The organism is Natronorubrum amylolyticum, from assembly GCF_052040145.1.
Lineage (GTDB): Archaea > Halobacteriota > Halobacteria > Halobacteriales > Natrialbaceae > Natronorubrum.
The window spans coordinates 19,710-41,213 of the sequence record NZ_JBPPFW010000008.1 but is presented as its reverse complement, the minus strand read 5'-3'; the positions used below and the strand labels follow the sequence as shown (position 1 = coordinate 41,213).

20 protein-coding genes are annotated in these 21,504 nt (G+C 65.3%); 11 read left to right on the top strand and 9 right to left on the bottom strand.

Annotated features, from left to right (window positions below; all coding sequences use genetic code 11):
- Window positions 1-55: 55 nt before the first annotated feature.
- The 4 genes from ACSFDB_RS20925 to ACSFDB_RS20910 form a co-directional block, all read right to left on the bottom strand.
- A complete protein-coding gene (locus ACSFDB_RS20925) occupies window positions 56-1,309 on the bottom strand; it encodes an ABC transporter permease (RefSeq protein ID WP_440772821.1) in 1,254 nt (417 codons plus the stop codon).
- A complete protein-coding gene (locus ACSFDB_RS20920) occupies window positions 1,306-2,586 on the bottom strand; it encodes an ABC transporter permease (RefSeq protein ID WP_440772820.1) in 1,281 nt (426 codons plus the stop codon). Before ACSFDB_RS20920 ends, ACSFDB_RS20925 begins: the two co-directional genes overlap by 4 nt.
- Window positions 2,576-3,343, bottom strand: coding sequence for an ABC transporter ATP-binding protein (locus ACSFDB_RS20915; protein WP_440772819.1), 768 nt, complete (start codon window positions 3,341-3,343; stop codon window positions 2,576-2,578). Before ACSFDB_RS20915 ends, ACSFDB_RS20920 begins: the two co-directional genes overlap by 11 nt.
- A gap of 417 nt (window positions 3,344-3,760) precedes the next feature.
- A complete protein-coding gene (locus ACSFDB_RS20910; protein ID WP_440772818.1) occupies window positions 3,761-5,662 on the bottom strand; it encodes a rhomboid family intramembrane serine protease in 1,902 nt (633 codons plus the stop codon).
- 160 nt (window positions 5,663-5,822) lie between these two features.
- Between ACSFDB_RS20910 and ACSFDB_RS20905 the strand changes: the two genes are divergently transcribed.
- On the top strand, window positions 5,823-6,107 hold the full coding sequence (locus ACSFDB_RS20905) for a DNA-directed RNA polymerase subunit L (protein WP_440766297.1): 285 nt from the start codon (window positions 5,823-5,825) through the stop codon (window positions 6,105-6,107).
- A 36-nt stretch (window positions 6,108-6,143) separates the two neighbouring features.
- Here the strand turns inward: ACSFDB_RS20905 and ACSFDB_RS20900 are convergent, their stop codons facing one another.
- The gene (locus ACSFDB_RS20900; RefSeq protein WP_440772817.1) at window positions 6,144-6,956 is read right to left on the bottom strand and encodes a hypothetical protein; all 813 of its coding nucleotides are present in this window, start codon (window positions 6,954-6,956) and stop codon (window positions 6,144-6,146) included.
- Window positions 6,957-7,092: 136 nt separating this feature from the next.
- Window positions 7,093-7,905 (bottom strand): imidazole glycerol phosphate synthase subunit HisF, encoded by an 813-nt coding sequence (hisF, locus tag ACSFDB_RS20895; RefSeq protein WP_440772816.1) that lies wholly within the window; start codon window positions 7,903-7,905, stop codon window positions 7,093-7,095.
- Between the two features lie 158 nt (window positions 7,906-8,063).
- Here hisF and ACSFDB_RS20890 point away from each other — a divergent pair, with 158 nt between their 5' ends.
- On the top strand, window positions 8,064-8,252 hold the full coding sequence (locus tag ACSFDB_RS20890) for a DUF7550 family protein (RefSeq protein WP_090306402.1): 189 nt from the start codon (window positions 8,064-8,066) through the stop codon (window positions 8,250-8,252).
- A 28-nt stretch (window positions 8,253-8,280) separates the two neighbouring features.
- Here ACSFDB_RS20890 and ACSFDB_RS20885 read toward each other — a convergent pair whose 3' ends face one another.
- Together ACSFDB_RS20885 and ACSFDB_RS20880 are read right to left on the bottom strand one after the other, a co-directional pair.
- Window positions 8,281-8,502 carry a ribbon-helix-helix domain-containing protein gene (locus tag ACSFDB_RS20885; protein ID WP_006091440.1) on the bottom strand — a complete coding sequence of 74 codons (222 nt, stop codon included), beginning with the start codon at window positions 8,500-8,502 and terminating at the stop codon, window positions 8,281-8,283.
- Window positions 8,503-8,790: 288 nt separating this feature from the next.
- Window positions 8,791-9,090: a hypothetical protein gene (locus ACSFDB_RS20880; RefSeq protein WP_440772815.1), complete on the bottom strand. Its 300-nt coding sequence runs from the start codon at window positions 9,088-9,090 to the stop codon at window positions 8,791-8,793.
- Between the two features lie 284 nt (window positions 9,091-9,374).
- Here ACSFDB_RS20880 and ACSFDB_RS20875 point away from each other — a divergent pair, with 284 nt between their 5' ends.
- The 3 genes from ACSFDB_RS20875 to menD all read left to right on the top strand — a co-directional run bounded on the left by ACSFDB_RS20875 (window position 9,375) and on the right by menD (window position 13,344).
- On the top strand, window positions 9,375-10,022 hold the full coding sequence (locus tag ACSFDB_RS20875) for a sulfite oxidase-like oxidoreductase (RefSeq protein ID WP_440772814.1): 648 nt from the start codon (window positions 9,375-9,377) through the stop codon (window positions 10,020-10,022).
- A 127-nt stretch (window positions 10,023-10,149) separates the two neighbouring features.
- Complete coding sequence (locus ACSFDB_RS20870; RefSeq protein WP_440772813.1) at window positions 10,150-11,499, top strand: isochorismate synthase; 1,350 nt, start codon at window positions 10,150-10,152, stop codon at window positions 11,497-11,499.
- Between the two features lie 24 nt (window positions 11,500-11,523).
- The gene (gene menD / locus ACSFDB_RS20865) at window positions 11,524-13,344 is read left to right on the top strand and encodes a 2-succinyl-5-enolpyruvyl-6-hydroxy-3-cyclohexene-1-carboxylic-acid synthase (RefSeq protein WP_440772812.1); all 1,821 of its coding nucleotides are present in this window, start codon (window positions 11,524-11,526) and stop codon (window positions 13,342-13,344) included.
- A gap of 254 nt (window positions 13,345-13,598) precedes the next feature.
- Here the strand turns inward: menD and ACSFDB_RS20860 are convergent, their stop codons facing one another.
- Window positions 13,599-14,681, bottom strand: a complete 1,083-nt coding sequence (locus ACSFDB_RS20860) for a J domain-containing protein (RefSeq protein WP_440772811.1) — start codon at window positions 14,679-14,681, stop codon at window positions 13,599-13,601.
- A gap of 673 nt (window positions 14,682-15,354) precedes the next feature.
- Here ACSFDB_RS20860 and ACSFDB_RS20855 point away from each other — a divergent pair.
- The 6 genes from ACSFDB_RS20855 to ACSFDB_RS20830 all read left to right on the top strand — a co-directional run bounded on the left by ACSFDB_RS20855 (window position 15,355) and on the right by ACSFDB_RS20830 (window position 21,431).
- Window positions 15,355-16,485, top strand: coding sequence for a FecCD family ABC transporter permease (locus ACSFDB_RS20855; RefSeq protein WP_440772810.1), 1,131 nt, complete (start codon window positions 15,355-15,357; stop codon window positions 16,483-16,485).
- A gap of 202 nt (window positions 16,486-16,687) precedes the next feature.
- The gene (locus ACSFDB_RS20850) at window positions 16,688-16,882 is read left to right on the top strand and encodes a hypothetical protein (protein ID WP_440772830.1); all 195 of its coding nucleotides are present in this window, start codon (window positions 16,688-16,690) and stop codon (window positions 16,880-16,882) included.
- Window positions 16,883-16,938: 56 nt separating this feature from the next.
- On the top strand, window positions 16,939-18,132 hold the full coding sequence (locus tag ACSFDB_RS20845) for an ABC transporter substrate-binding protein (protein ID WP_440772809.1): 1,194 nt from the start codon (window positions 16,939-16,941) through the stop codon (window positions 18,130-18,132).
- A 2-nt stretch (window positions 18,133-18,134) separates the two neighbouring features.
- Window positions 18,135-19,307, top strand: coding sequence for an ABC transporter substrate-binding protein (locus tag ACSFDB_RS20840; RefSeq protein ID WP_440772808.1), 1,173 nt, complete (start codon window positions 18,135-18,137; stop codon window positions 19,305-19,307).
- On the top strand, window positions 19,300-20,508 hold the full coding sequence (locus ACSFDB_RS20835; RefSeq protein ID WP_440772807.1) for an ABC transporter substrate-binding protein: 1,209 nt from the start codon (window positions 19,300-19,302) through the stop codon (window positions 20,506-20,508). Before ACSFDB_RS20840 ends, ACSFDB_RS20835 begins: the two co-directional genes overlap by 8 nt.
- The gene (locus ACSFDB_RS20830; protein ID WP_440772806.1) at window positions 20,505-21,431 is read left to right on the top strand and encodes an FAD-dependent oxidoreductase; all 927 of its coding nucleotides are present in this window, start codon (window positions 20,505-20,507) and stop codon (window positions 21,429-21,431) included. The genes ACSFDB_RS20835 and ACSFDB_RS20830 overlap by 4 nt, the downstream gene beginning before the upstream one ends.
- The last annotated feature ends 73 nt before the right edge of the window (window positions 21,432-21,504 follow it).

Genomic DNA, 21,504 nt, shown 5'->3' with positions numbered 1-21,504 from the left:
CGGTGGAAGTGAAAGTAAACGTGAAGATGAACGATTCGGAGCGACGGGGAGTGATCTATCCCCCGAGGTGTTCGATCCGCGCGTAGCGACTCGCCCGCCAGCCGGTGACGAGCGCGACGACCGTCCCGACGACGATGGCCAGCGCGAGTCCGAGCAGGTAGACCTCGAGCGGCGTCCGGAGCAGTTCCCCGAAGCCGATGACCGACGACGCGAGATAGTTTAGCCCGGCTGCGAGCAGGGGTGTCAGGACGAGACCGAGGATCCCGCCGAGGATGCCGATGACGAGTCCCTGGACGGCGATCGTTCCCGCGAGCACCCACCGGGAGAGCCCGATCGCCCGGAGAGCGGCGAGTTCGTCCCGCTGCTGGTAGGCGACGAGTGCGAACAGGTTGACCGTCAGGACGATGCCGCCGACGACGGCGAGTCCGATCAGCGTCGCACCGCTGGCGAGGACGAGCGGCTGTTCTTCGAACATCGCGCCGATCTGCTCGTCGCTGGTCCGGATGTCGTAGGCCGCGTACTCCTCGTCCAACTCCTCGACGACGGCGTCGCGGTCGGCGTCGTCTTCGACGCTGGCGGTGATGAACGTCGCCCGATCGGTTCCGGTCGTCCCAGCGACGGCCTGGAGATCCGTCAGCGGGACCGTTTCCGTGTCCGAACCCAGATACTGGGAGTAGTACGCGGAGATGCCGACGACGGTGAACTCGTGGTTCGCCGCCGACTCTCTACTGGTCCCGACGTAGACCGTGTCGCCCACGTCGATGTCGTGAGCCGCCGCGGTGTCCGGGTCGAGCACGATCTCCTCGTTCTCCGGTTCGCTGGGCCGTTCGCCGTCGGCGTACTCGCCCGAGGAGTGGTTCATCTCCGTCTCGAACCCGCCTCCCTCCTCGAAGCCGAAGCCGTCGTGGGTCTCGTGGACCCCGACCGCGGACGTTCGCTCGAGGTCGTCGGCCTCGGTTCCGACGTAAATATCGTGCATGGCGATCGGCGCGGCCGAACTGACGTCGTCGCGTTCGCTCATCTCGGCGGCAACGGCGTGGGAGCCGACGATCGGGTTTGCCGTGCCGCTGGCCGAGGGATCGATCGGATCGCTCGAGACCCAGATATCCCGGTCGGCGTTGTCGAGCCCGTCCTCGCCGGTCTGGACGACGCCGACGCCGAGACTCGCGAGCAACGTCACGGACAGCACCGCGAGCGCGACCGCGAACACGGTGAGCGCGGTCCGTCCGGGTGAGCGTCGAAGCTGTGCGAACGCCAGCCCGACGACGGCACGCAGCCGACGGCCCGCTCGACGGAGCCCCGAGGTCATCGTCCCACCTCCTCGAGGACGGAGGTTCGCGCGGCGACGGCGAGCGGGTAGGGGATGGCGACGAGTCCCGAGACGAGCGCGACGGCGAGCGCGTAGGGGACGAGTATCGGGTGGACGAGCGCGACGGCACCCGGCGCGACCGTCGCGCTGGCCAGCGCGTTGACGGCGTAGATGCCGCCGACGCCGAGGACGATCCCCACCAGCGCGCCCGCGAGGGTCGTCAACAGTGTCGAGACGGCGACGATCGAGAGCCGACTACGTGTCGGGTAGCCGACGGCCTCGAGGACGGCGAGGGTTCGTCGGTCCTCGGTGACGGTCATCCCAGCGGTCGTCGCGACGAACGAGGCGCAGATGGCGATGCCGACGACGAACGCAAGCAGGCTCGTCGCGAACGCCAGCCCGTCGCCGAACAGCGCAGACGGATCGGTTCCGTCGTGGGATTCGATCGCGGCGTCGGGATACTCGTCCGCGGCGGCCGACTCCGCCGCGTTGGTGTCGCCCCAGATCAGCACCTGGTCGGCTAGCTGGTCGTTGTCGGCTCCCGAAAGCGCCTGGAGTTCACTCAGATGGACGAGCGCGACCGGCGTCTCGTCGTCACCGTCACCGGCCTTCTCGACGGCAGTGGCCGTCACCGTCGGCGCGGACGCGTTCTCCGGCACCTGCGAGCCACCCACGGTCAGTTCGTCGTCCGGCTCCGCCTCGAGCCGTTCTGCGGCCGCCTCGGAGAGCACGAGTTCGCCCGTCCGCGGACCGTCGTACGAACCGTTGGCGTAGTGTGGATCGCCGGGTTCGAGTGCATCGGTCGAGAGCCCGCCGACGGTTCGGGACTCGTCGTCCGGAACGACGCCAACGAGGAGGACGGTCTTCGGTTCGTCGTCGCCCGCCGACTCGAGCTTCACCGGTTCGACCAGTACCGGCGAGGCGTGGTCGACGTCGTCGCTCGAGCGGATCGACTCCGCGCGTTCGTTGGTCTCACCGAGCCGCGGTCCCTCGACGCCGTCGACGGCCGACAGCGCGCCGCTCTCCTCGGGAACGATCTGGACGTCGGCGTCGGTGTCGTCGACCGCGCCGCCGCCGGCGAGCCCGAGCGCGACCCCTGTTACGACCACCAGTAGGGCGATCGTCAGGGCGACGGCACCGACCGTCGCCACGACGCGACTCGAGCGCGTTCGAACCGTCCGCTTCCACAGTCTGACGACCGAAACACCGACGAGGCCGCGCCAGCGCGTTCGGCGAGAGCCGTCGCGCGCGGCGTCGAACTCGTCGTCAGCCTCCATTCGAGACCACCCGTCCATCGCGAAGGGTGACCACGCGGTCGGCGACGGCGAGCGTCGACTCGTCGTGCGACGCGACCAGCAGCGCCCGATCGCGGCCGATATCCATCAGAAGATCGAGGACGTCCTCCCCGGTCGCCGTGTCGAGTTCGCCCGTCGGCTCGTCGGCGACGATCACGTCCGGGTCGGTGACGAGCGCCCGCGCGATCGCGACGCGCTGTCGCTCACCCCCGCTCAGTTCGCCCGGGAGATGGTGAATCCGGTCGCCGAGGCCGACCTTCCCGAGCAGCGTTTCGGCGCGCTCGCGTCGCTTCGCTCGAGGAATGCCAGCCTGCACGAGCGGCAACGCAACGTTCGCTCGGGCCGAGAGCGACGGGAGCAGATGAAAACGCTGGAAGACGATCCCGACGTGTCGACGTCGCAACCGGGTTCGCTCCCGGTTCGAGCAGGCCGTGAGATCGGTGTCCAGCAGTTCGACGGCGCCGCCGGAAGGGACCAGCAGTCCCGAAACCGCATGGAGGATCGTCGACTTGCCGCTGCCGCTCGGTCCTTCGAGACCGACGATGTCGCCCGCCTGCACGTCGAACGAGACGTTGCGCAGGGCGGTTACGGTTCGATCGTCGCCCGAGCGGCCTCGGCCGCCGTTCGCCCCGTACTCGTGGGTGACGGACTCGAGCCGAACGGCCGTCGGCGATTCGACGTCGTCGGTACTCGAGTCGTCGTCCGAGGCGGTCGCCTGCCGCAGTGCGTGGTTGCTCATCGGTCCAAAGTTCAACTCGATCGAACGAACGTCGGAGCCGGATATTGTTTCTCTCCGGCTTCTCTCGGCCACGTAGCCGTTAACGATGCGGGCGAAATCGCCAAACTGGTTCTCAGCCACCACAGTAATCGGTACGCGACGGTCTCGAGTTTCGACCGGTTCGCCAGCGTCGATCGGAGACCCGTCTGGCGAAACGTCGTTGTAACACTGACTGTCTCGTTCAGCTAGTCGTTCCTGTTGGCATCAACTGAGCGAAACCGCGGTCTAATTCCCGGTAGAAGCACCAACACGCCGGTTTCATCCCATCGCACTCGTCCTTCCGAACCGGATCGATCGCTGTCACGAACGGACGGCATACGGAGTTCAGGCCGTCGCATCCGTCAGCAGAATCGTACTCGGTTGCGAAATCGGGGGCGGCTACTCCTCGTTCGCGATGGCGATCCGCGTTCCGTCAGCGGCGGCGTAGATGGTGTCGTCCTCCCGCTCGAAGGCGAGCCCGCCCGCTGTAGTGGACTCGTTCGACTCCGGCACCGTCGTCGTCTCGACGTCCCTCGTCTCGGTCGACTCGACCTCGAGGGTGAACTCGCCGTCCACGGACGACATCGTCACGTTCTGGTCGTCGATCCGGACGTCCGCACGCGACCCGTTCGACTCGTGGGCGAGCTGTGGATCGTCGCCCTCGGCCCATATTTCGACCTGGTAGACGCTGTCGTTGCCGACCGGTTCCCAGCCGATCCGCTCGACGTGGACGGTCTCGCGCCAGCCGGGGCCGCCGACGGCGATCGACTCCTCGCTCGAGAACTCGAGTTGCCGGGCCGGGACCACCTCCGCCCAGAGCTGTCGCTCCTCGCTCGCGACGATCACGCCGCTGGCATCGAGGGCGACGGCGTCGGATAGCGGCCCGACCCTGACGGGTGAGACGAGTTCGTACTCGACGTCCTCGGCGTACTGAATCGTGTAGTCCTCGATCTCGACGGTCGCGTCCGAGGAAACGTTCGCGTCGTCCAGCACGAAGAAGTTGACCGGGATCGCCATGCCCGCGAGGACGGCGAGAACCACGAGCACGAGCGTGAACGCGGCCTGTCGCCGGCCGATGCCCGAGAGCCGACTCGAGTCGCGAGAGTCGGTCGTGGCGACGAGTTCGCTGATTCGCTCGAGGGGAGCAGTCAGAGCCGTCGCGTCGGCTCCGGCGGAGTCACCAGCACGGCTGTCGGATACGGACTCATCACCGCTGTTCCGAGCGAGTTCGAGGGGGCGGGCAACGGCCGAGTCGGACGGGGGTCGGCGGACTCGAGTGAATCGCCGGCTAATGCGTTCCGGGACGATTGGTCGCTCGGAGGCCGTGATCGCGACAGTAACCACGAGCGCGAGCACCGTGACGATCAACACGCCGGGGCCCTGGAAGAGGTAGAAGACGTTCCCGCCGCCGAACCAGTAGATCTGCCAGAGCCCCTGTGCGAAGCCGAAGATGAGGATCGCGATCCAGATTCGAAGCGCGTCGGGGCGATGGCCGCGCCGCCGGAGCAGGGCGATTCCGAGCACGAGACCGATGAAGAAGCCGAGGGCGTGGCCCTGAATGGCGATGCCGGCCCACGAGGGCGCGGAGGGCGGACTCGACTCGGCAACGTAGACCCCGATCGGATTTCGGAGCGCACGGTAGAGCGTCAGCAACACGCCCTGGACGCCGAGGACGCCGACAATCGTCACGATGGGGTAGTGAACGAGGGCGAACGCGGCGAAGGCGAAGACGACACCCGAGAAGCCGATCACGGGCCCGAGCGCGAACAGGCTGGTGAGGATCGTGATCGCGACGACGACGAGCGGAAAGACCAGGAGCGCGCGGATCCACGGGTTGGTTCGCCACGAGTCGACCGAGTCCGCTTCCCGTCCGTCGGAGTCGACCGAGTCCGCTTTCCGCCCGCCGGGATAGTGGCCCCAGGCGTACTCCGCGATGGGCGCGACGACGGCGGCCCCGGCGAGGTTTCCGAGGAGGTGGTTCGGGCCGGCGTGGGAGAACGACGCCGTCAGCATTCCGAGCGGGTAGAAGTACGAGTACGCCCGGTAGGGGATCGTTACGGGGTCGTCGAACGCCGTGATTCCGTCCTGGACGAACAGGTAGACACACCAGACGAGCGCGATGACGATCAGCGACCCCCACGGGACGCCCATCACGAGCCTCGAGCGGGCCACGTCGCCCCACCGAGCGTCGGTTCGATGGAGTCGACTGACGACCGCCACGGAGAGGAGCACCGTGGCCACCGTAACGATGGGGAGGACGACCGTCAGGAGGACCCACTGGACGGTCTCGAGCGAGAGCATATCCAGACGTTCGAGCGAGCGTGTATATGGATTTACTTCTATGGTGCTCACTCCGTCGTCGGTCGCAACTACAGCGAACCGATCACACTGTAGCCGCGTCTCGCTGATCGCTCCACTCCGAACAGAAAGGTACAAGCGGCCGACGACCGGACTCATCGACATGGAACTGCGGGTCACCGAGAGCACCGAGAACGAACTCTCGATCGAGATCGCCGGCGAGGATCACACGTTTATGAACGTCCTGAAGGGGACGCTGCTCGAGCACGACGACATCACGGCCGCCACCTACGACGTCAACCCCGAACAGTCGGGCGGTCAGACGGAGCCGATCCTGACCATCAAGACCGTCGAAGGCGTCGATCCCCTCGAGGCGCTCGAGGCAGCAGCGGGCGACGTCCGCGGGAAAACGACGGCGTTCCGCGATGCGTTCGAAGCGGCCGCCTAAGCAGGATCGATCGCCGACGCGTCTCGCACTTCTCTTTCAACACGTCAGATAGACGCCGTAGAGCGCGCCGTCGGGACCGACGTGGAGGTCGAGTCCTTCGGACTCGAGTCCGGGCTCGTTCAGACGCTCGCTCGCGACTACCGCCTCGGCGACAGTCTCGGCGAGCGCGGCCTCGTCGTCGTAGTCGTCGATCGAGCCGGGGATCGGCACGCTCCCGCCGACGAGGTCGTTGCGACATTCTACGTCAAAGTCACTCCCATCCACCGAATCCGGATTCGCGTCCTCGTGCGTTCTGGCCACGTCCGCGCGGTTTACGTATTCGGCGTACGCCGCTAGTCCGTTGTCGTAAGACCGCGACTCGTCCGCATCCCGTTCTGCCTCGAGTCGCTCGTGAACCTCGCCTTCGGTCGCCTCGAGATCAATTCCAGCAGCCTCCGTTCCCTCGCCGGGCGCGTCGGGCGGCGACGGCGCGCCGATGCCGGGGATGATCGACGTCGAAACGATCCCCGTCGCGAACAGGGTGACGATCAGGGCGAACCCGACGATGATCGGCGCGTAGGGTCTGGCCACTTCGAACCAACTGGGTACCTCGAGATCCTGATCGATGTCGCTGTAGCGCTGCTCGGTCTTCTCCAGATCGTGGTCGCCACAGCGCGAGCAGGGTGGGTTGTTCTTCATGTGCTGGCGACCGCAGCTCGCACAGACCCACATGTACTGCGTGCCAGTGTCGACGGTCTCGAACTCCTGTTCGCGAACGACCGCCTCTTCGAACGTGTTGTGGCCGCAGCTATCGCAGGGCGGATCGTTCGACTCGTGTGGTTTGCCACACCACGTACACCGCCACTTCACTGGTAATAGAGCACGACCGTGCAGATATAAGCGTATTGGAAGCCGGAACGGATGGGGTGAAAGGAACCGTGCGCTCGAGGCGGGAAATCCCTCAAAATCGGCCGCTGATCTCCCTCGAGGCCGATTGAAATCGAACTCAGAGTCGAACCGGCACGTCCCGATCGTCCAGATATCGCTTGGTTTCCTCGATCGAGTGCTCGTCGAAGTGGAAGATCGACGCCGCGAGGCCGGCGTCGGCGCCGGCCTCGGTGAACACGTCGTACATGTCCTCGGGACCGCCACAGCCCGAGGAGGCGATGACGGGCGTGTCGACGGCGTCACAGACCGCCTTCGTCAGCGGGAGGTCGTAGCCGTCTTTCGTGCCGTCCTTGTCGATCGAGTTGACGAACAGTTCGCCCGCGCCGCGGGACTCGGCCTCGCTGGCCCACTCGAGAACGTCGATCCCCGTCCCCTCGCGGCCGCCTTTCTTCGTACACTCGAACCAGCAGGACTCGCCGTCGATTTCGACGTAGTGCTCACCGGCCTCGTCGAAGCGCCGTCTGGCGTCGACGCTGATGACGATACACTGGCTGCCGAAGGCTTTCGCGCCCTCGTTGATCAGTTCGGGTCGCTCGAGCGCACCGGTCGTGATCGAGACCTTGTCCGCGCCTGCGCGAAGCGTCTCCTTGATGTCGTCGGTGGTGCGGATGCCGCCGCCGACGGTCAGCGGGATGAAGACCTCGTCGGCGACGTCGTTGACGACGTCGAGCATGGTCTCGCGCCCCTCCGCGGAGGCGGTGATATCGAGGAAGACGAACTCGTCGGCCCCGGACTCGTTGTACGCCTTGGCCATCTCGACCGGGTCGCCGGTGTATTTCAGGTCCTCGAAGTGAACGCCGGTGTAGACCGCCGGGTTCCCGTCCTCGTCTAAATCCACGTCGATACACGGAATGATGCGCTTGGTCAACATGTGGTCGTTACTCGAGCGTTGGCACCCGGAGTAGTAAAGTGGTCTGCATCGGGTAGTGGGCGTGAGCGATGCGGTGATCTCTACTCGATTCTCTACAGCTGAACCGATTCGGTTCGCAATCGCGTGTCTTTAAGGCCCTGAGCCGGCAACACGCAGCTATGGCAGACGATACGGACCCAGCAGACGAACCGGATACGGCCGCCGACGTCGGCCACGACCTCGAGGCCGAACGGACGACCGCTCCGATGAGCGAGTTTACTGCACGCGAAGCGGGTATCGGTTTCGTGATCGTGTTGATCGGCGTCGCCATCGCGTTCGGGGTTCCACTGATCGCCGTCGCTCCCTAAGACAGAACGCGGTGCGGAAACGTGGTCGTTAGAAGACGTACTCGTCGTCGTGACCCATCATACCGTCGTCTTCGAGGCCGCCAGGGCCACCCTCGTCTTCGTCCATCGGTCCACTGGTCTTGTAGGCTTTAATACCGGTCGACAGGAGGTCCTCGATCGCCTCTTCGCGATTGACGAACTCGCCGCGTTCGACCATCTGGGCGATCTGCATCTCGAGGTGTTCCGGTATGGTGATCTCTACTTTCGGCATCTGATTCGGCTTTCGGCGAGGGGGTATTTAGGTTTGACGGGGACTGTACGGTGTCCGAAATTGGGCCACCGTGGTAGCTCTCGGCTGGCCGGCGAATCGTCGTCGTTGTACAGAATGTACTGCCCGTGTTGAGTGTGTTAGCGCCACTGTGAGGGCCATCGGAACACCGATCTGCGAACGTGTCAGTATCGCTCGAGTGAAACCGACGGAGAAGTCGCCGGTCGGTACGTGGTCCGGTGGTTGCGTCTCGGTGCCGCGATCGAAGCGGTGGTCAGCGTCGGTGTCGCTCTACTTGTTGCCCATCATCGAGTCGAACGCGTTCTTGAGCGACGTCCCAGGCTGGGTGATCGTCTCGAGCTGGTTGCGCATCTTTCGCTGGTTGAAGTAGCTCGCGAACGCGAGGATGGTCGGCGGCCAGAGGCCGATGAAGGCGCCGAGCTGGCGCTCTCCGCGGATGAAGAAGTAGTAGAGCGAGAGCCCGACCGACGCGGCCGACGCGATGGCTGCGGGGCCCATGGCCTCTTCGCCGACTTCTTCTGCTGACTGTTCGCTGACGTCCCGTTCGGATAGCTGTTGTCTGCTCGCCATACACTGTGAGGGTGGTCGAGACTGTACTAAGGGGTGGCGAGGGTTTCGAGAGGAAGGGCGTGAATTGTGATGTCGACTCGACTGTTCCACTCCGTTCCAACCGCGGCGCCGTCCCCGAAAATCGGGGTTACGTGTCGGCGATCGTATCACTCGAGTCGGGTGTCACCGAGCACGCGGCTCGAGTGGGCGGGAGCGGTGGCCGGACGTCGCGCCGCCCAACGCTCCCGCGGAGACCGTCCGTCGTCGAGCGTCACATCTACGTCAGTCGGCACTAACCCACGCGTATGACTAACGACGTCACCGACGTCACGGAGCTGTACCGGGAGTTCGGCGACGACCGACTGCCGTCCGGACAGCGTGAGACCGAGGCGTTTCCCGTCCTCTCGAAGGGGCCGACGCCCGACTGGGACCCCGAAACGTGGGAGTTCACCGTCACCGGTGCGGTCGAGGAGGAGCTCTCCTTTTCCTGGGATGAGTTTCAGGCGCTCCCCAGCGAGACTCAGCGACAGGACTTCCACTGCGTCACCGGCTGGAGCAAGTTCGACTGCGAGTTCACGGGCGTCCCGTTCCCGGTGCTCGCCGAGCGAGCGGGCGTCGTCGACGACGCCGACGAGCGACGGTCGTCGGGCAATCCGACCGAGTCCGGTCAGGCCGTCCACGTAATGTTCTCCGCGCTGGACGGCTACACGACCGACCTCGCGCTCGAGGACTGCCTGCGCGAGGAGGTCCTCTTCGCGTGGGCGTACGACGGCGAGTCGCTCCCGCCGGATCACGGGGGCCCGCTGCGGGTGGTCACTCCCCACAAGTACGCGTATAAGGGGGCCAAGTGGGTCGACGGCATCGAGTTCCTCACTGAGACCGAACGCGGCTACTGGGAGAAACGCGGCTACTCCCAGACGGCGGACCCGTGGCAAGAAGAGCGATACAGCTGATCGATAGCCGCTCGTCCCCGCGCCGCCGTCCGTTTCTGTCGACCGGATACACCGCACGTTCCTGTCAACCCCCACACAGTGACCGGGATAGTTAGGCTGAAGGCACGGCAGTCCCGAACTGTGTTCGATGGACCAATCGTCGGGTGAGCGTCGACTGGCGGGTGAGACGGGGACCAAGCCAGCCGACGGTCCGACCACCCTCACCAGCCGGAGTCGCGAACTCGAGGACGTGTCGTTCGGCGCGATCGTCGACGTCGCCACCGACTCGCGGATGCTGTGGGCCACACCGGACGGACTGGAAGTCGTCGGTCGCGGTGTCGCCGCTCGAGTCACCGCCAGCGGGCCGGAGCGATTCGACCGCATTCGAGCGCAGACCGCTCGGGTGTTCGACGCGCTCGATCACGACGGCCCTGCGGTCGCGCGACCCCGTGCATTCGGCGGCTTTTCGTTTCACGACGGACACGAGTCCGGCCCGCCGTGGACCGGGTTCGGCGCCGCTTCCTTCGTCGTCCCGCGGACGCTCGTCGTCCGCAGCGACGAAGGTACCTGGCTGACGACCGTCGGGAACGACCCCGACGAGGCGACGGCTCGCCTCGAGCACTGGATCGAGCGATTGAACGATATGCCGACGATGCAACCCAGCGGGACGGCGCCCGGCATCGACTCGACAAAACGGACGACTTCCCGCGAGATCTGGACCGAGCAGGTCGAAACCGCACTCGAACGCATCGAACGCGGCGCGCTCACGAAGGTCGTGCTCGCGCAGGCGCTGTCGGTCGAGCTCGACGAGCCGGTCGATATCCCCGGCACGCTCGAGCGCTTACGCCGGCGGTATCCGAACTGCTATCGGTTCCTGATCGGCCACGAGGTCGGCGGGACCTTCTTCGGCGCGCCGCCGGAACGCCTCGTTTCTAAACACGGGACCCGGGTCGAGACCGAAGCCCTCGCGGGTTCGGTGCCCCGAAGCGACGCCCCCGAGGAGGACGAGGCGTACGCGGATCAGATGCGCGACAGCGAGAAGGTACAGCGCGAGCACGGACTCGTCGTCGAAGCGATCCGTGACCAGCTCGAGCCGCTTGCGTCGGAGCTCCGAATTGGCGACCAGACGATCAGACGGCTGGCGAACATCCAACACCTCCAGACGCCCATCTCGGCGACGCTCGAGGGAGATCGACACGTCCTCGAGATCGTCGAAGCACTGCACCCGACGCCGGCCGTCGGCGGGGTTCCGCCGGCGGCGGCCTGGGAGACGATCCGCGACGCCGAGAGCTTCGACCGAGGCTGGTATGCGGCCCCGGTCGGCTGGTTCGACGGCGACGGCGACGGCGAGTTCGCCGTCGGCATTCGCTCGGGAATCGCGACCGAGGAGACGGTCACGCTCTTTGCGGGCAACGGCATCGTCGCCGACAGCGACCCCGACGACGAGTGGGAGGAAGTACAGCTCAAATTCCGCCCGATCCTCGACGAGTTGCGGTGAGACAATGTACGGACAGGTGATCCCGTGACCGTACCGAACCGCGCGACGCTGTGGGGTCGCGTCCTCGTCGACGAACTCGCGAAGGGCGGCCTCGAGGCCGTCTGTATCGCCCCCGGAAGTCGATCGACGCCGCTGACGGTCGCGTTCGCCGACCATCCCGAGATTCGCGTCTTTTCACACCTCGACGAGCGCTCCGCGAGTTACTTCGCGCTCGGGCGCGCGAGACGAACCGGCGAGCCGACGGCGCTCGTCTGTACCTCCGGAACGGCTGCGGCGAACTTTCATCCCGCCGTAATGGAGGCCGATCGGGCTCGCGTGCCGCTGCTCGTGCTCACGGCCGATCGGCCCCACGAACTCCGTGACAGCGGCGCGAATCAGACTGTCGATCAGGTCGGCCTCTACGGCGACGCCGTTCGGTGGGACGCGGAACTGCCGGAGCCCGAAGCCGAGGAGCGAAAGGTGCGAAGCCTTCGGACGACCGCGGCGCGAGCCCTGTCCGAGACGGACGGGACCGATCCCGGACCCGTCCATCTGAACTGTCCGTTCCGAAAACCGCTCGAGCCGCTCGAGGTCTCCGATGACGTCCCGGATTCATTCTCGGAGACGCTGGCCGGCAAGGGTCGCGAGGGCGCGTTCGTCGAGACGAATTCAGGGAGCGTGACGCTCGCGGACGGCCAGTACCGGCCGCTCGTAGAGGCGCTCACGGACGCCGACCGTCCGCTGATCGTGGCTGGGCCGACCGATCCGGTTGACCTGCCCACACTCGATCCCGGAGCCGTCGTCGCCGTCGCCGAACGCGTCGGCGCGCCGATCCTCGCGGATCCGCTCTCGAGCCTGCGCTTCGGGTCTCACGTTTCCGCCACCGACACAAGTGATGGACCCGTCTACGGCGGGTACGACGGCTACATCGCCGATCTCCCGTCGCCGGACGTCGTCGTCCGCTTCGGCGCGTCGCCGACCTCGAAGCCGCTTCGCCACGCCCTGCGCGACAGCGGGGCCCGTCAGTTCCTGCTCGATCCCGCTGGCGCGTGGCGCGAGGCGACGTTCACCGCGACGGACCTGCTCGCGGCGTCTCCCGGGAGCGTGTTCGAGGGGTTGTGCGAGCGACTCGAGGCGAACGCCACTGACGGCGGCGACGAAACCACGTCCGCGCCGACCGACGACTGGCGCACTCGGTTCGAGACCGCAGAAGAGCGCCACTGGGACGTCCTCGACGACGCGCTCACGGCGGACGCACTCGAGACCGACCCCTTCGAGGGGGGTACCCTCACGTCGGTGTTCGCGCACGCGCCCGATCCGGCGACCGTTTTCGTCTCGAACAGCATGCCGATCCGGGACGCGGATCGGTTCGGGCAGCCGCGAGCAGCCGATCTGACCGTGCTCGCGAATCGGGGTGCGAGCGGAATCGACGGCATCGCGAGCACGGCTCTGGGTGCCGGGAGCGCGACCGACGACCCGCTCGTTCTGGTCACCGGCGATCTGGCGTTCTACCACGACTCGAACGGCCTGCTCGCGATCGAGCGCTGCGACGTCGACGCGACCATCGTTCTGTTGGACAACGACGGCGGCGGGATCTTCCACAAACTCCCCATCGAGGAGTTTGAACCGCCGTTTACGGACCAGTTCAAGACGCCCCACGGCCTCGAATTCGAACACCTGACCGAGCTCTACGGCCTCGAGTACGAGCGGGTCGACCCCGTCGATTTCGTCGACGCCTATCGCGACTCGCTCGAGTGCGACGGAACGCAGGTACTTGCCCTCGAGTTCGACTCGGAAGCGAGTCATCGGCGGCGGGAGGCGCTCGAGGACCGGGTTCGTGACGAAATTCGAGACGAGAGCGAGTAACGGTCGTTTCAGGACGGTCGAATTTTCCGGCAAGTGCCAACCGCGGCTCTCTACGTGGTACTCGAGCCGCCGAACTGGCGTGCAGTGGCGCGCGCTGTCGGCCGTCCGAGTGAAAGCGAGGACGGATGACGATACTGCGCGAGGGATGAGCGAGCGTAGCGAGTGAATCGGCTGGGGAGGACGTGGAATTCATCGCCGCCAGCGCGGGCAGAACGTTCGTTGTAGTCAAAAATCGGCCCGGATACCGTATTGATTCACGGCCGAAGCGCCCACCAGAGCGCAACTGCGTAGCCGAAGGGAACCCAGGCGAAGCCGAGCGCGACCAGCCCGGTGATCGAGAACGCCGAAACGGACGCTAACTGATCGATCCCGAACGGGAACAACACGCTCCAGAATCCGAACACCGCGGTCGCAATACGGGGTCTCGTGAGCAGATAGCCGACGAAGGCGAGCGTGCAGGCGGCGACGATCGCGTTGATCGCGAGCGGGAACAGCGGCGTCACGCTCGCCGCGACGAACAGCGGATACAGCAGCCAGAGACAGCCGATCGTCACCGCCGTCGTCTGCGTTATCGCCTGGCCCTCCCACTCGAGGTCGACCTCCCCCTCCCAGTCGTGGACGGTGTACCGAAAGCTCGAGGAAGCGTCTGCGTCGGACGCACTCGAGCCCGCAGACGTACCTGCGCCACTCGTCGGCCCGGGGCCACCGGCGGCCCGGGTACCGGCAGTCGCTCCGGCGCTGGTCGCTCCGGTCGCTCCCGACGCACCAGCCGCGGACGACGTGTCACTGGCAGCCGAGCCGTCCCTCGCGGACGACTCGCGACTCGACTCGCGTCCGCCCTCGGTCACGAACGTCCACCCACCACTAGCTCGCTGTTGGGCCGTCTTCCGCTGGCGTCGCGTACGCTGGCGGGCGTGGTGACTTCCGCTTCGTCCGTTCTTGCGTTTATCGCGGCCGGTAGCGCCCCCGCCGCTGTTCCCCCGCGAGGTGGACTCCGAACGGGTCGACGATGCCGTTCCGGTCCCCGAACTCGAGTCTGGCTCGCTGGTAGTGTCGCCAGGCTCGTCGGACGCGCTCGAGTCCGAGGAACTCGCCCCGCTCGAGCGCTCGGCGAGGCGAACGTAGGCGTCGTGGCCCAGGCGGTCGTACCGCGCCCGTTCGGTGCCGTCGGTGAGGACGGATCTGGCCGTCGAGACGCGTTTGAACTGGGCGGCGGCGTCGGGGGCGTCGTTGTGGTCCGGATGGGTCTCGAGGACGCGCTCGCGATAGGCCGTCTGAATCTCGGCACGGGTCGCGTCGGGGTCGATCTCGAGGACGTCGTAGTACGTCTTCCCCATCGAGTACGCTGGAGTTCGAAGCCCAGTCAAAAAACATCACTGATTGGATGATTGTCAATTGCTCTGTTTGCTCTCCAAATTCGGTGATTCGCCTAATTGAGGCTCTCCGCTCCCACTCGAGCGGTTGTTTCTCAGTTCGCCGACTGACTCTGACACACCAAATGAATCGTATACTGCTATATGAAATACCGTCCAGCGCGCCCCCGCCTTCGGGGTACGTCGAACCGCCGGCGGACACCGTCGACGGTGGATTTCAGTACTTACTGCGGCGGAAACGGGACGGTCGAGGGTATTCGCGACCGAGCTGACGAGGCCGTCGATGCCGTTGCCAGCCCCGACAGCGACGAATGCCCCCACTGCGGGCAGTTGCTTCCCGAGGCGGGGCCGCCAATCTGTCTGCGATGTGGTGGCCCCCGCTGATGTGACGGATGTATTAGGTCGACCTAAAAATCGGAACGGTTTTATCTTTTAGGTTGGCCTAAACCAATATGGCGCACGAACTCCGTGCAATCGACGTGTTGGTTCGACGAGCGTACAGGATCTCCGAAACGGTTGGCGACGTATCGCTTCCGCGACGTTCGGAACCCGCTGGAGCGCGTCACGAGCCACCGATCGGTCCGCTCGGCAGCTCCTTGGCTACCATCCTGGTCGACCCAGTCGATGTGAGTTCACGATGAGTGGAACGCAATCGAACCTCGAGACGGATCAGGCCGAGCAGTCGGTATCGGACGGCACGCGGTTCCGGTGGCTGTTCGACCCGAAACTCCTCACGGTGGTGTTCGGGAGCCTCGTCGTCGTCTTCGTCGGCGCGCTGATTCAGGTGAGCTACGGCGCGTACTCGATGACGTTCGCCGAGGCGTGGCGGGCGGTGTTCAACCCGAACGTGTTGTTCAATCCGCAGGCGTGGGACGCATTTTTGCTCGGCGAACCGATGCCTGACATGAGCACCGAGAGCCTCATCGTCTGGAATATTCGTCTTCCGAGGGTGTTCGTCGCGGTGCTGGTCGGCATGAATCTCGCCGTGTCGGGGGCGATCTTCCAGGCAGTCACCCGCAACGAACTCGCGAGCCCGTTCATTCTCGGCGTCTCCTCCGGCGCCGGGCTCATGATCCTGCTCACGCTCGTCGTGTTCGGAAGTCTAACGACGTTTCTGCCGCTGATCGCTGCCCTCGGCGGTGCCGTCTCGTTTCTCATCGTCTACGTCATCGCCTGGAAGAACGGGACGTCACCGGTTCGACTGGTCCTGGCCGGCGTCATCGTCGGTACGGTTTTCGGATCGCTGCAGACGGCGCTGTTTTTCTTCGCGGACGACATCGGCGTCGTTCAGTCGGCTATCGCGTGGACTACCGGCTCGCTCACCGGCACCGACTGGGAGCAGGTTCGAATCGTGCTCCCGTGGACGATTGCAGTCGTCGTCCTCTCTATCGCCGGTTCGCGCCAGATGAACGTTCTCCTGTTAGGCGAGCAGACGGCGAAGTCCCTGGGGATGTCGATCGAGAAAGTCCGCTTTGCGCTGTCCGGGGTCGCCGTCCTCGCGGCAGCGGCGAGCATCGCCGTCGCCGGCATCGTCGGATTCGTCGGCCTCATCGTCCCCCACATGGTCCGAAACCTCGTCGGAAGCGACTCTAAGAAACTGGTCGTCGGCTGTCTGTTCGTCGGGCCGGCGCTGATGGTTAGTGCCGACGTGGGCGCGCGACTGGCGCTGAGTCCCACCCAGATCCCCGTCGGTATCGTCACCGGACTCATCGGTGGTCCGTACTTCCTCTACTTGATGCGAAAACAGCAGAACATGGGTGAGATTTGAATGGGGCGTACCGTCATGGAGAGCCAACGGACAGACGAATCGAAAGACACAGCCGTCGTCGACTCGGCGGCGAGAACGCTTTCCGGTTCGGAGCTCGTGTTACGGTACTCGAACTCGAGCGAGCCGACCATCGCCGGCGAATCCATCGCGGCCGAACCGGGTGCGGTCACCGCACTCGTGGGCCCGAACGGCGGGGAAGAGTATGCTTTTGAAGGGGCTGGCAAACCAGCTCGCGCCCGAGGACGGATGGGTCGTCGAGCGCGGCACCCACGAGGAACTGCTCGCGGCGGACGGCCTGTACGCCAATCTGTGGGGCGTACAAACCGGCGAGGTCGACGATTTGCCCGAGGCGTTCGTCGATACCGTCACTCACGGGGCGATCTTCGGCGACCGATAATTTTAGGCCGGCCTAAAAATCAGAGCGTTTATTATGTTTTAGGCGAGCCTAAACCCATGGGTAGAGAGAAACCGGCACGCGGGGAATCGACGCGACGGGCGTTCGTCACGTACGGCAGCACGGCCATCGGTGGCGGATTACTGGCCGGCTGTTCGGACATCGTCAATCAGAACGAATCGGAGTCGACGGCGGAGGCGGACGACGGCTCCTACACCGCGACGCTAGCGCCGGTCGGTACCGTCACGCTCGAGGAGCCCCCGACGAACGTCTTCACCCACTTTCCGTGGTTCCCGGACATGACCACTGCACTCGGTCACGGCGAGAGCGTCAACTATCTCTGGTGGGATGGAACCGCGGCGGCCCTCGAGTACTTCACCGCCGGAATGGACGACGTCGAGATCGCGTGGGCAGACGAACCGGGGGAGTACGGGTTCACGAAAGAACAGCTGTACGAACTCGACAGCGACCTCCACCTCGTCGACCCCGCCTGGGTGACGACACAGGACAACTGGACCCGAGCTGACGTCGACGAGATCGCGACCAACGTCGGGCCGTGGTTTGGGAACTACTACAGCTCTAATCACGCCACGCCGCCCGAGGAGTGGGCCGACGGATACGAGTACAATACACTGTGGGAACTGTTCGACGGCGTCGCCAGCCTGTACGGCGAACGGTCGCGGTACGAAGCGCTCGCATCCGTTCGCGGCGACCTCCTCGAGACCATCGAAAACGGGCTTCCGCCGGAGTCCGAACGACCGACCGTCGCGTACCTCTCTCTCGAGACGGACCTGTCCGCGATCCACGTGCTTCCGCTGAACGCTCCGGGATACTGGAACACCCACACCAGGCCGCTCGGTACCGTCGACGCCTTCGGCGATCAGGAGTTCGACGGGCCGTTCAAGCAAGTCGACGCGGAGGCACTGTTGGAAGCCGATCCGGACGCGATACTCGCACTCTGGACGGTCACGGAGACAGTCGACTTCGAACAGCTGGTCCGGAACCTGCGAGACGATCCCGTCGCAAGCGAGCTCACCGCCGTAAAGAACGATCGGGTATACGCCCAAGGAACGCGGTGGCAGGGGCCGCTGATGAACCTCTGTCAGTTGGAGATGACCGCAAAGCAACTGTACCCGGAGCAGTTCGGCGCGTGGCCGGGCTATGAGGACGGCGATGTGTATCCGGCGTTCGGCCCCGACGAACAGCTGTTCGATCACCAGCGGGTTGCGGATATCATCAACGGAGCGTTCTGAACATGAGCGACGACACCACCAATACGACTCACGAGACGCCGACGCGCAGAGACACGCTGAAATACGGCGGGGCGCTCGCAACCGGCGCTGCCCTCGCCGGCTGTTCGGAGTTTGTCGGACAGGAGGGAGACGAGGAGGCTGAGACGACCGGGGGTGAATCGTACTCGGTGTCGATGGAACCGATGGGGAGCGTTGCGTTCGACCGGGTGCCCGAACGGTGGATCGCGTACGACGGCGGCTACGCAGATATGGCCGTCGCACTGGGGCAGGCAGCTGGTCTGGCGGGGATCGGTGGCGCGGATCGATACTACACCTCCGTCTACGACGAACTCCCCGGCGTCACCGTCGATCGGGATGTCCTCGAGCGGTATCCGGAGGTTCGAACCAAAGAGGAGTTCTACGAACTCGAGAGCGACGTCCACCTGTACGATCCCCAGATGCTCATCAACTGGTTCGACTGGGACGATGGTGACGTCGAGGAAATCGCGTCGAACGTCGCGCCGTTCGTCGGCAATCTGATCTTCCGGCGCTCCGACGAGTGGCACGACTACCGCTACTACACGCTGTACGAGGCCTTCGAGAAGGTGGCCCAGGTGTTCCAACAGCAAGCGCGCTACGAGGCGTTAAGCGAACTGCACACCGAGTTCATCGCGGCGATACAGGCGCGACTCCCGCCGAGCGACGAACGGCCGACCGCGTTCCTCACGTTCGAGGGGGCCGACGAGCCGGAGGCGTTCTCGCCGTATCGACTCGACGACGAGGGGACGAGCAAGAAACAGTGGCGCGACCTCGGCGTCCACGACGCGCTCGCGGGGACGGGCACCGAGAATCTCAGCACCACGAACCGTGGCAAACTCGATTACGAGAACCTACTCGAGGTCGACCCCGACGTGATTCTCGTCCGTGGCCACGAGCGAAAGTCGGCTACGGAGTTCCGCGACATCGTTCTCGACTACATGCAGAGCCATCCCGTCGGGAGCGAGCTCACCGCCGTCCAGCAGGGACGGGTGTATCGCGGCGGCTACCTCAACCAGGGCCCCGTTCACAACTTCTTCCTGACCGAGCGAGCGGCGAAGCAGCTGTTTCCCGACGAGTTCGGTGACGTGACCGGTGACGAACGGCTGTTCGACCGACAGGAGGTTGCAGACATCATCACCGGAGAGAAAAATGAGTGATACGACCGATAGCGAGTCAGAAACGCCGACGCGCAGAGACGCGCTGAAGTACGGCGGGACGCTCGCAACCGGTGTCGCCTTCGCAGGCTGTGCCGAACTGATCGGACAGAGCGGGGAGTCGGATGGACAGTCCGGCGACGGTACCACGTCCGGCGATGGCACCTATTCGGTGACGATGGCCCCGGTGGGCAACGTCGCGTTCGATTCGCCGCCGGAGCGCATCTTTACGCGGCTGACTCACCTCGCCGGAATGGCGTTCGCCCTCGGACGCGGGAACGACGTCAACGCGATGCACGCGCCGGACTACTACGACCAACTGTGGAATCAGTTCACCGAACGACTACCCGGCGTCACGCTGGACTGGTCGGGGTTGTACTCCTCTTGGGACCCGGATAAGGAGATGCTCTACGATCTCGACAGCGACGTTCACCTGGCCGATCCGGCGAGCGTGTCTGCGCTCGATAGCTGGGACGCGGCGGATATCGAGGAGATTCGAGAGACCGTCTCCCCGTGGTTCGGCAACACGTTCAGCGACAGACACGGCGAGCCGCCGGCCGAGTGGGCCGACCGCTACGAGTATTACACGCTCTGGGAGCAGTTCGAAAAGGTCGCAGCGCTGTTCCGCGAGGAAGCGCGGTACGAAGCACTCGCGGCGGTACACGCGAACCTGGTAGACACGCTCGAGGAGAACCTCCCTCCGGAACGGGAGCGCCCGACCGTGGTCATGTCGGGGATGAGCGACACCGAGAGCATGTACGTCTACACGCTGGACACGCCCGGATTTCTGACGGCGCACGTGCGCCCGCTCGAGCCGATCGGTGCGCTAGGCGACGACGTCTCCTCCGGCGATACGATCGACATGGAGGGGATGCTCGAAGCCGACCCCGACGTCATATTCGTGCTGGGCGGGATGCACCCCGAAACGGATATGCTCGAGATTCGATCGACGCTGCAGAGCCACGCCGTCGGTCGGGAGCTCTCGGCGGTCGAAAACGGCCGCGTCTACCCGCAGGGGGCGCGCTACCAGGGGCCGATTCTGAACCTGTTCCAACTCGAGATGACGGCCAAACAGCTCTATCCTAACGTGTTCGGCGAGTGGCCGACGTACACCGACGGCCCGTACCCCGAGATCACCGCGGAGGAACGGCTGTTCGACCGCCAGGAGGTAGCGGACATCATCAGCGGGGAGATCGATCGATGAGCGCACTCGAGTCCACGGGAACGGAGACGACGTTCGATCACGACGTCGTCGTGGTCGGCGGCGGTCCCGCCGGCTGTGCGGCGGGCGTCTTCACCGCCCGGTCCGGCCTGGAGACGGTGATCTTCGACCGCGGACGCTCCTCGATTCAGCGCTGTGCCTACCTCGAGAACTACCTCGGCTTCCCCGCGGGGATCGACATCGAGACGCTGTACGGACTGATGCACGATCACGCCGAGACGGCGGGCTGTGAGATCGTGTCCGACCTGGTCGAGTCACTCGAGCGCATCGAGACCGGCGAGGGGTTCGTCGTAACTCCACAGGAGGGAGAGTCGGTCACCGCCCGGCGGGTGATCGCGGCCACGCGCTACGACGGCGAGTACATGCGCGGTCTCGACGACGAGGCGGCGATGTTCGAGACGCACGACCACGACGGCGAGGAACACGAGCATTTCGATAAGAGCTACGCCGAGAGTGACGGGGCGACGCCGGTCGATGATCTGTTCATCGCGTCGCCGTACGGGGACACCGGCTATCAGGCGAGTATGGCCGCCGGACACGGCACGCGGGTCGGGATAACCCTCGTCGAAGACGTTCGACGGGAGCGGGGCTTGCCCGAACCCCTGGCGAATCACTACGATTGGATGCGTCGGGAGCGGGAACTCGACGACGAGTGGCGCGATCGGAGCCGATGGCGGGAGTATTTCGACACCAAACTCCCCGACGACCACGACCTCGAGGAGGCGCGACTCGAGGAGAGACGTGAACGGGAGATCGACCGCCGGCTTGCAACGTATCTCTCCGACGACGAGATCGAACGGCGGGTCGAGCGCGGCCACAGGCGGTTGCTCGAGCACATCGACGACGAATTGATCCTCAAGGCAGCGTGCGAGATCGACGCCGAACGCGAGGCGGGAGGTGAGTAGCATCACGTCCACCAGCGAACCGGCGGCTCTCGAACCGTCGGGCGACCTCGATCCAGTCATCCACCCGCTTTCG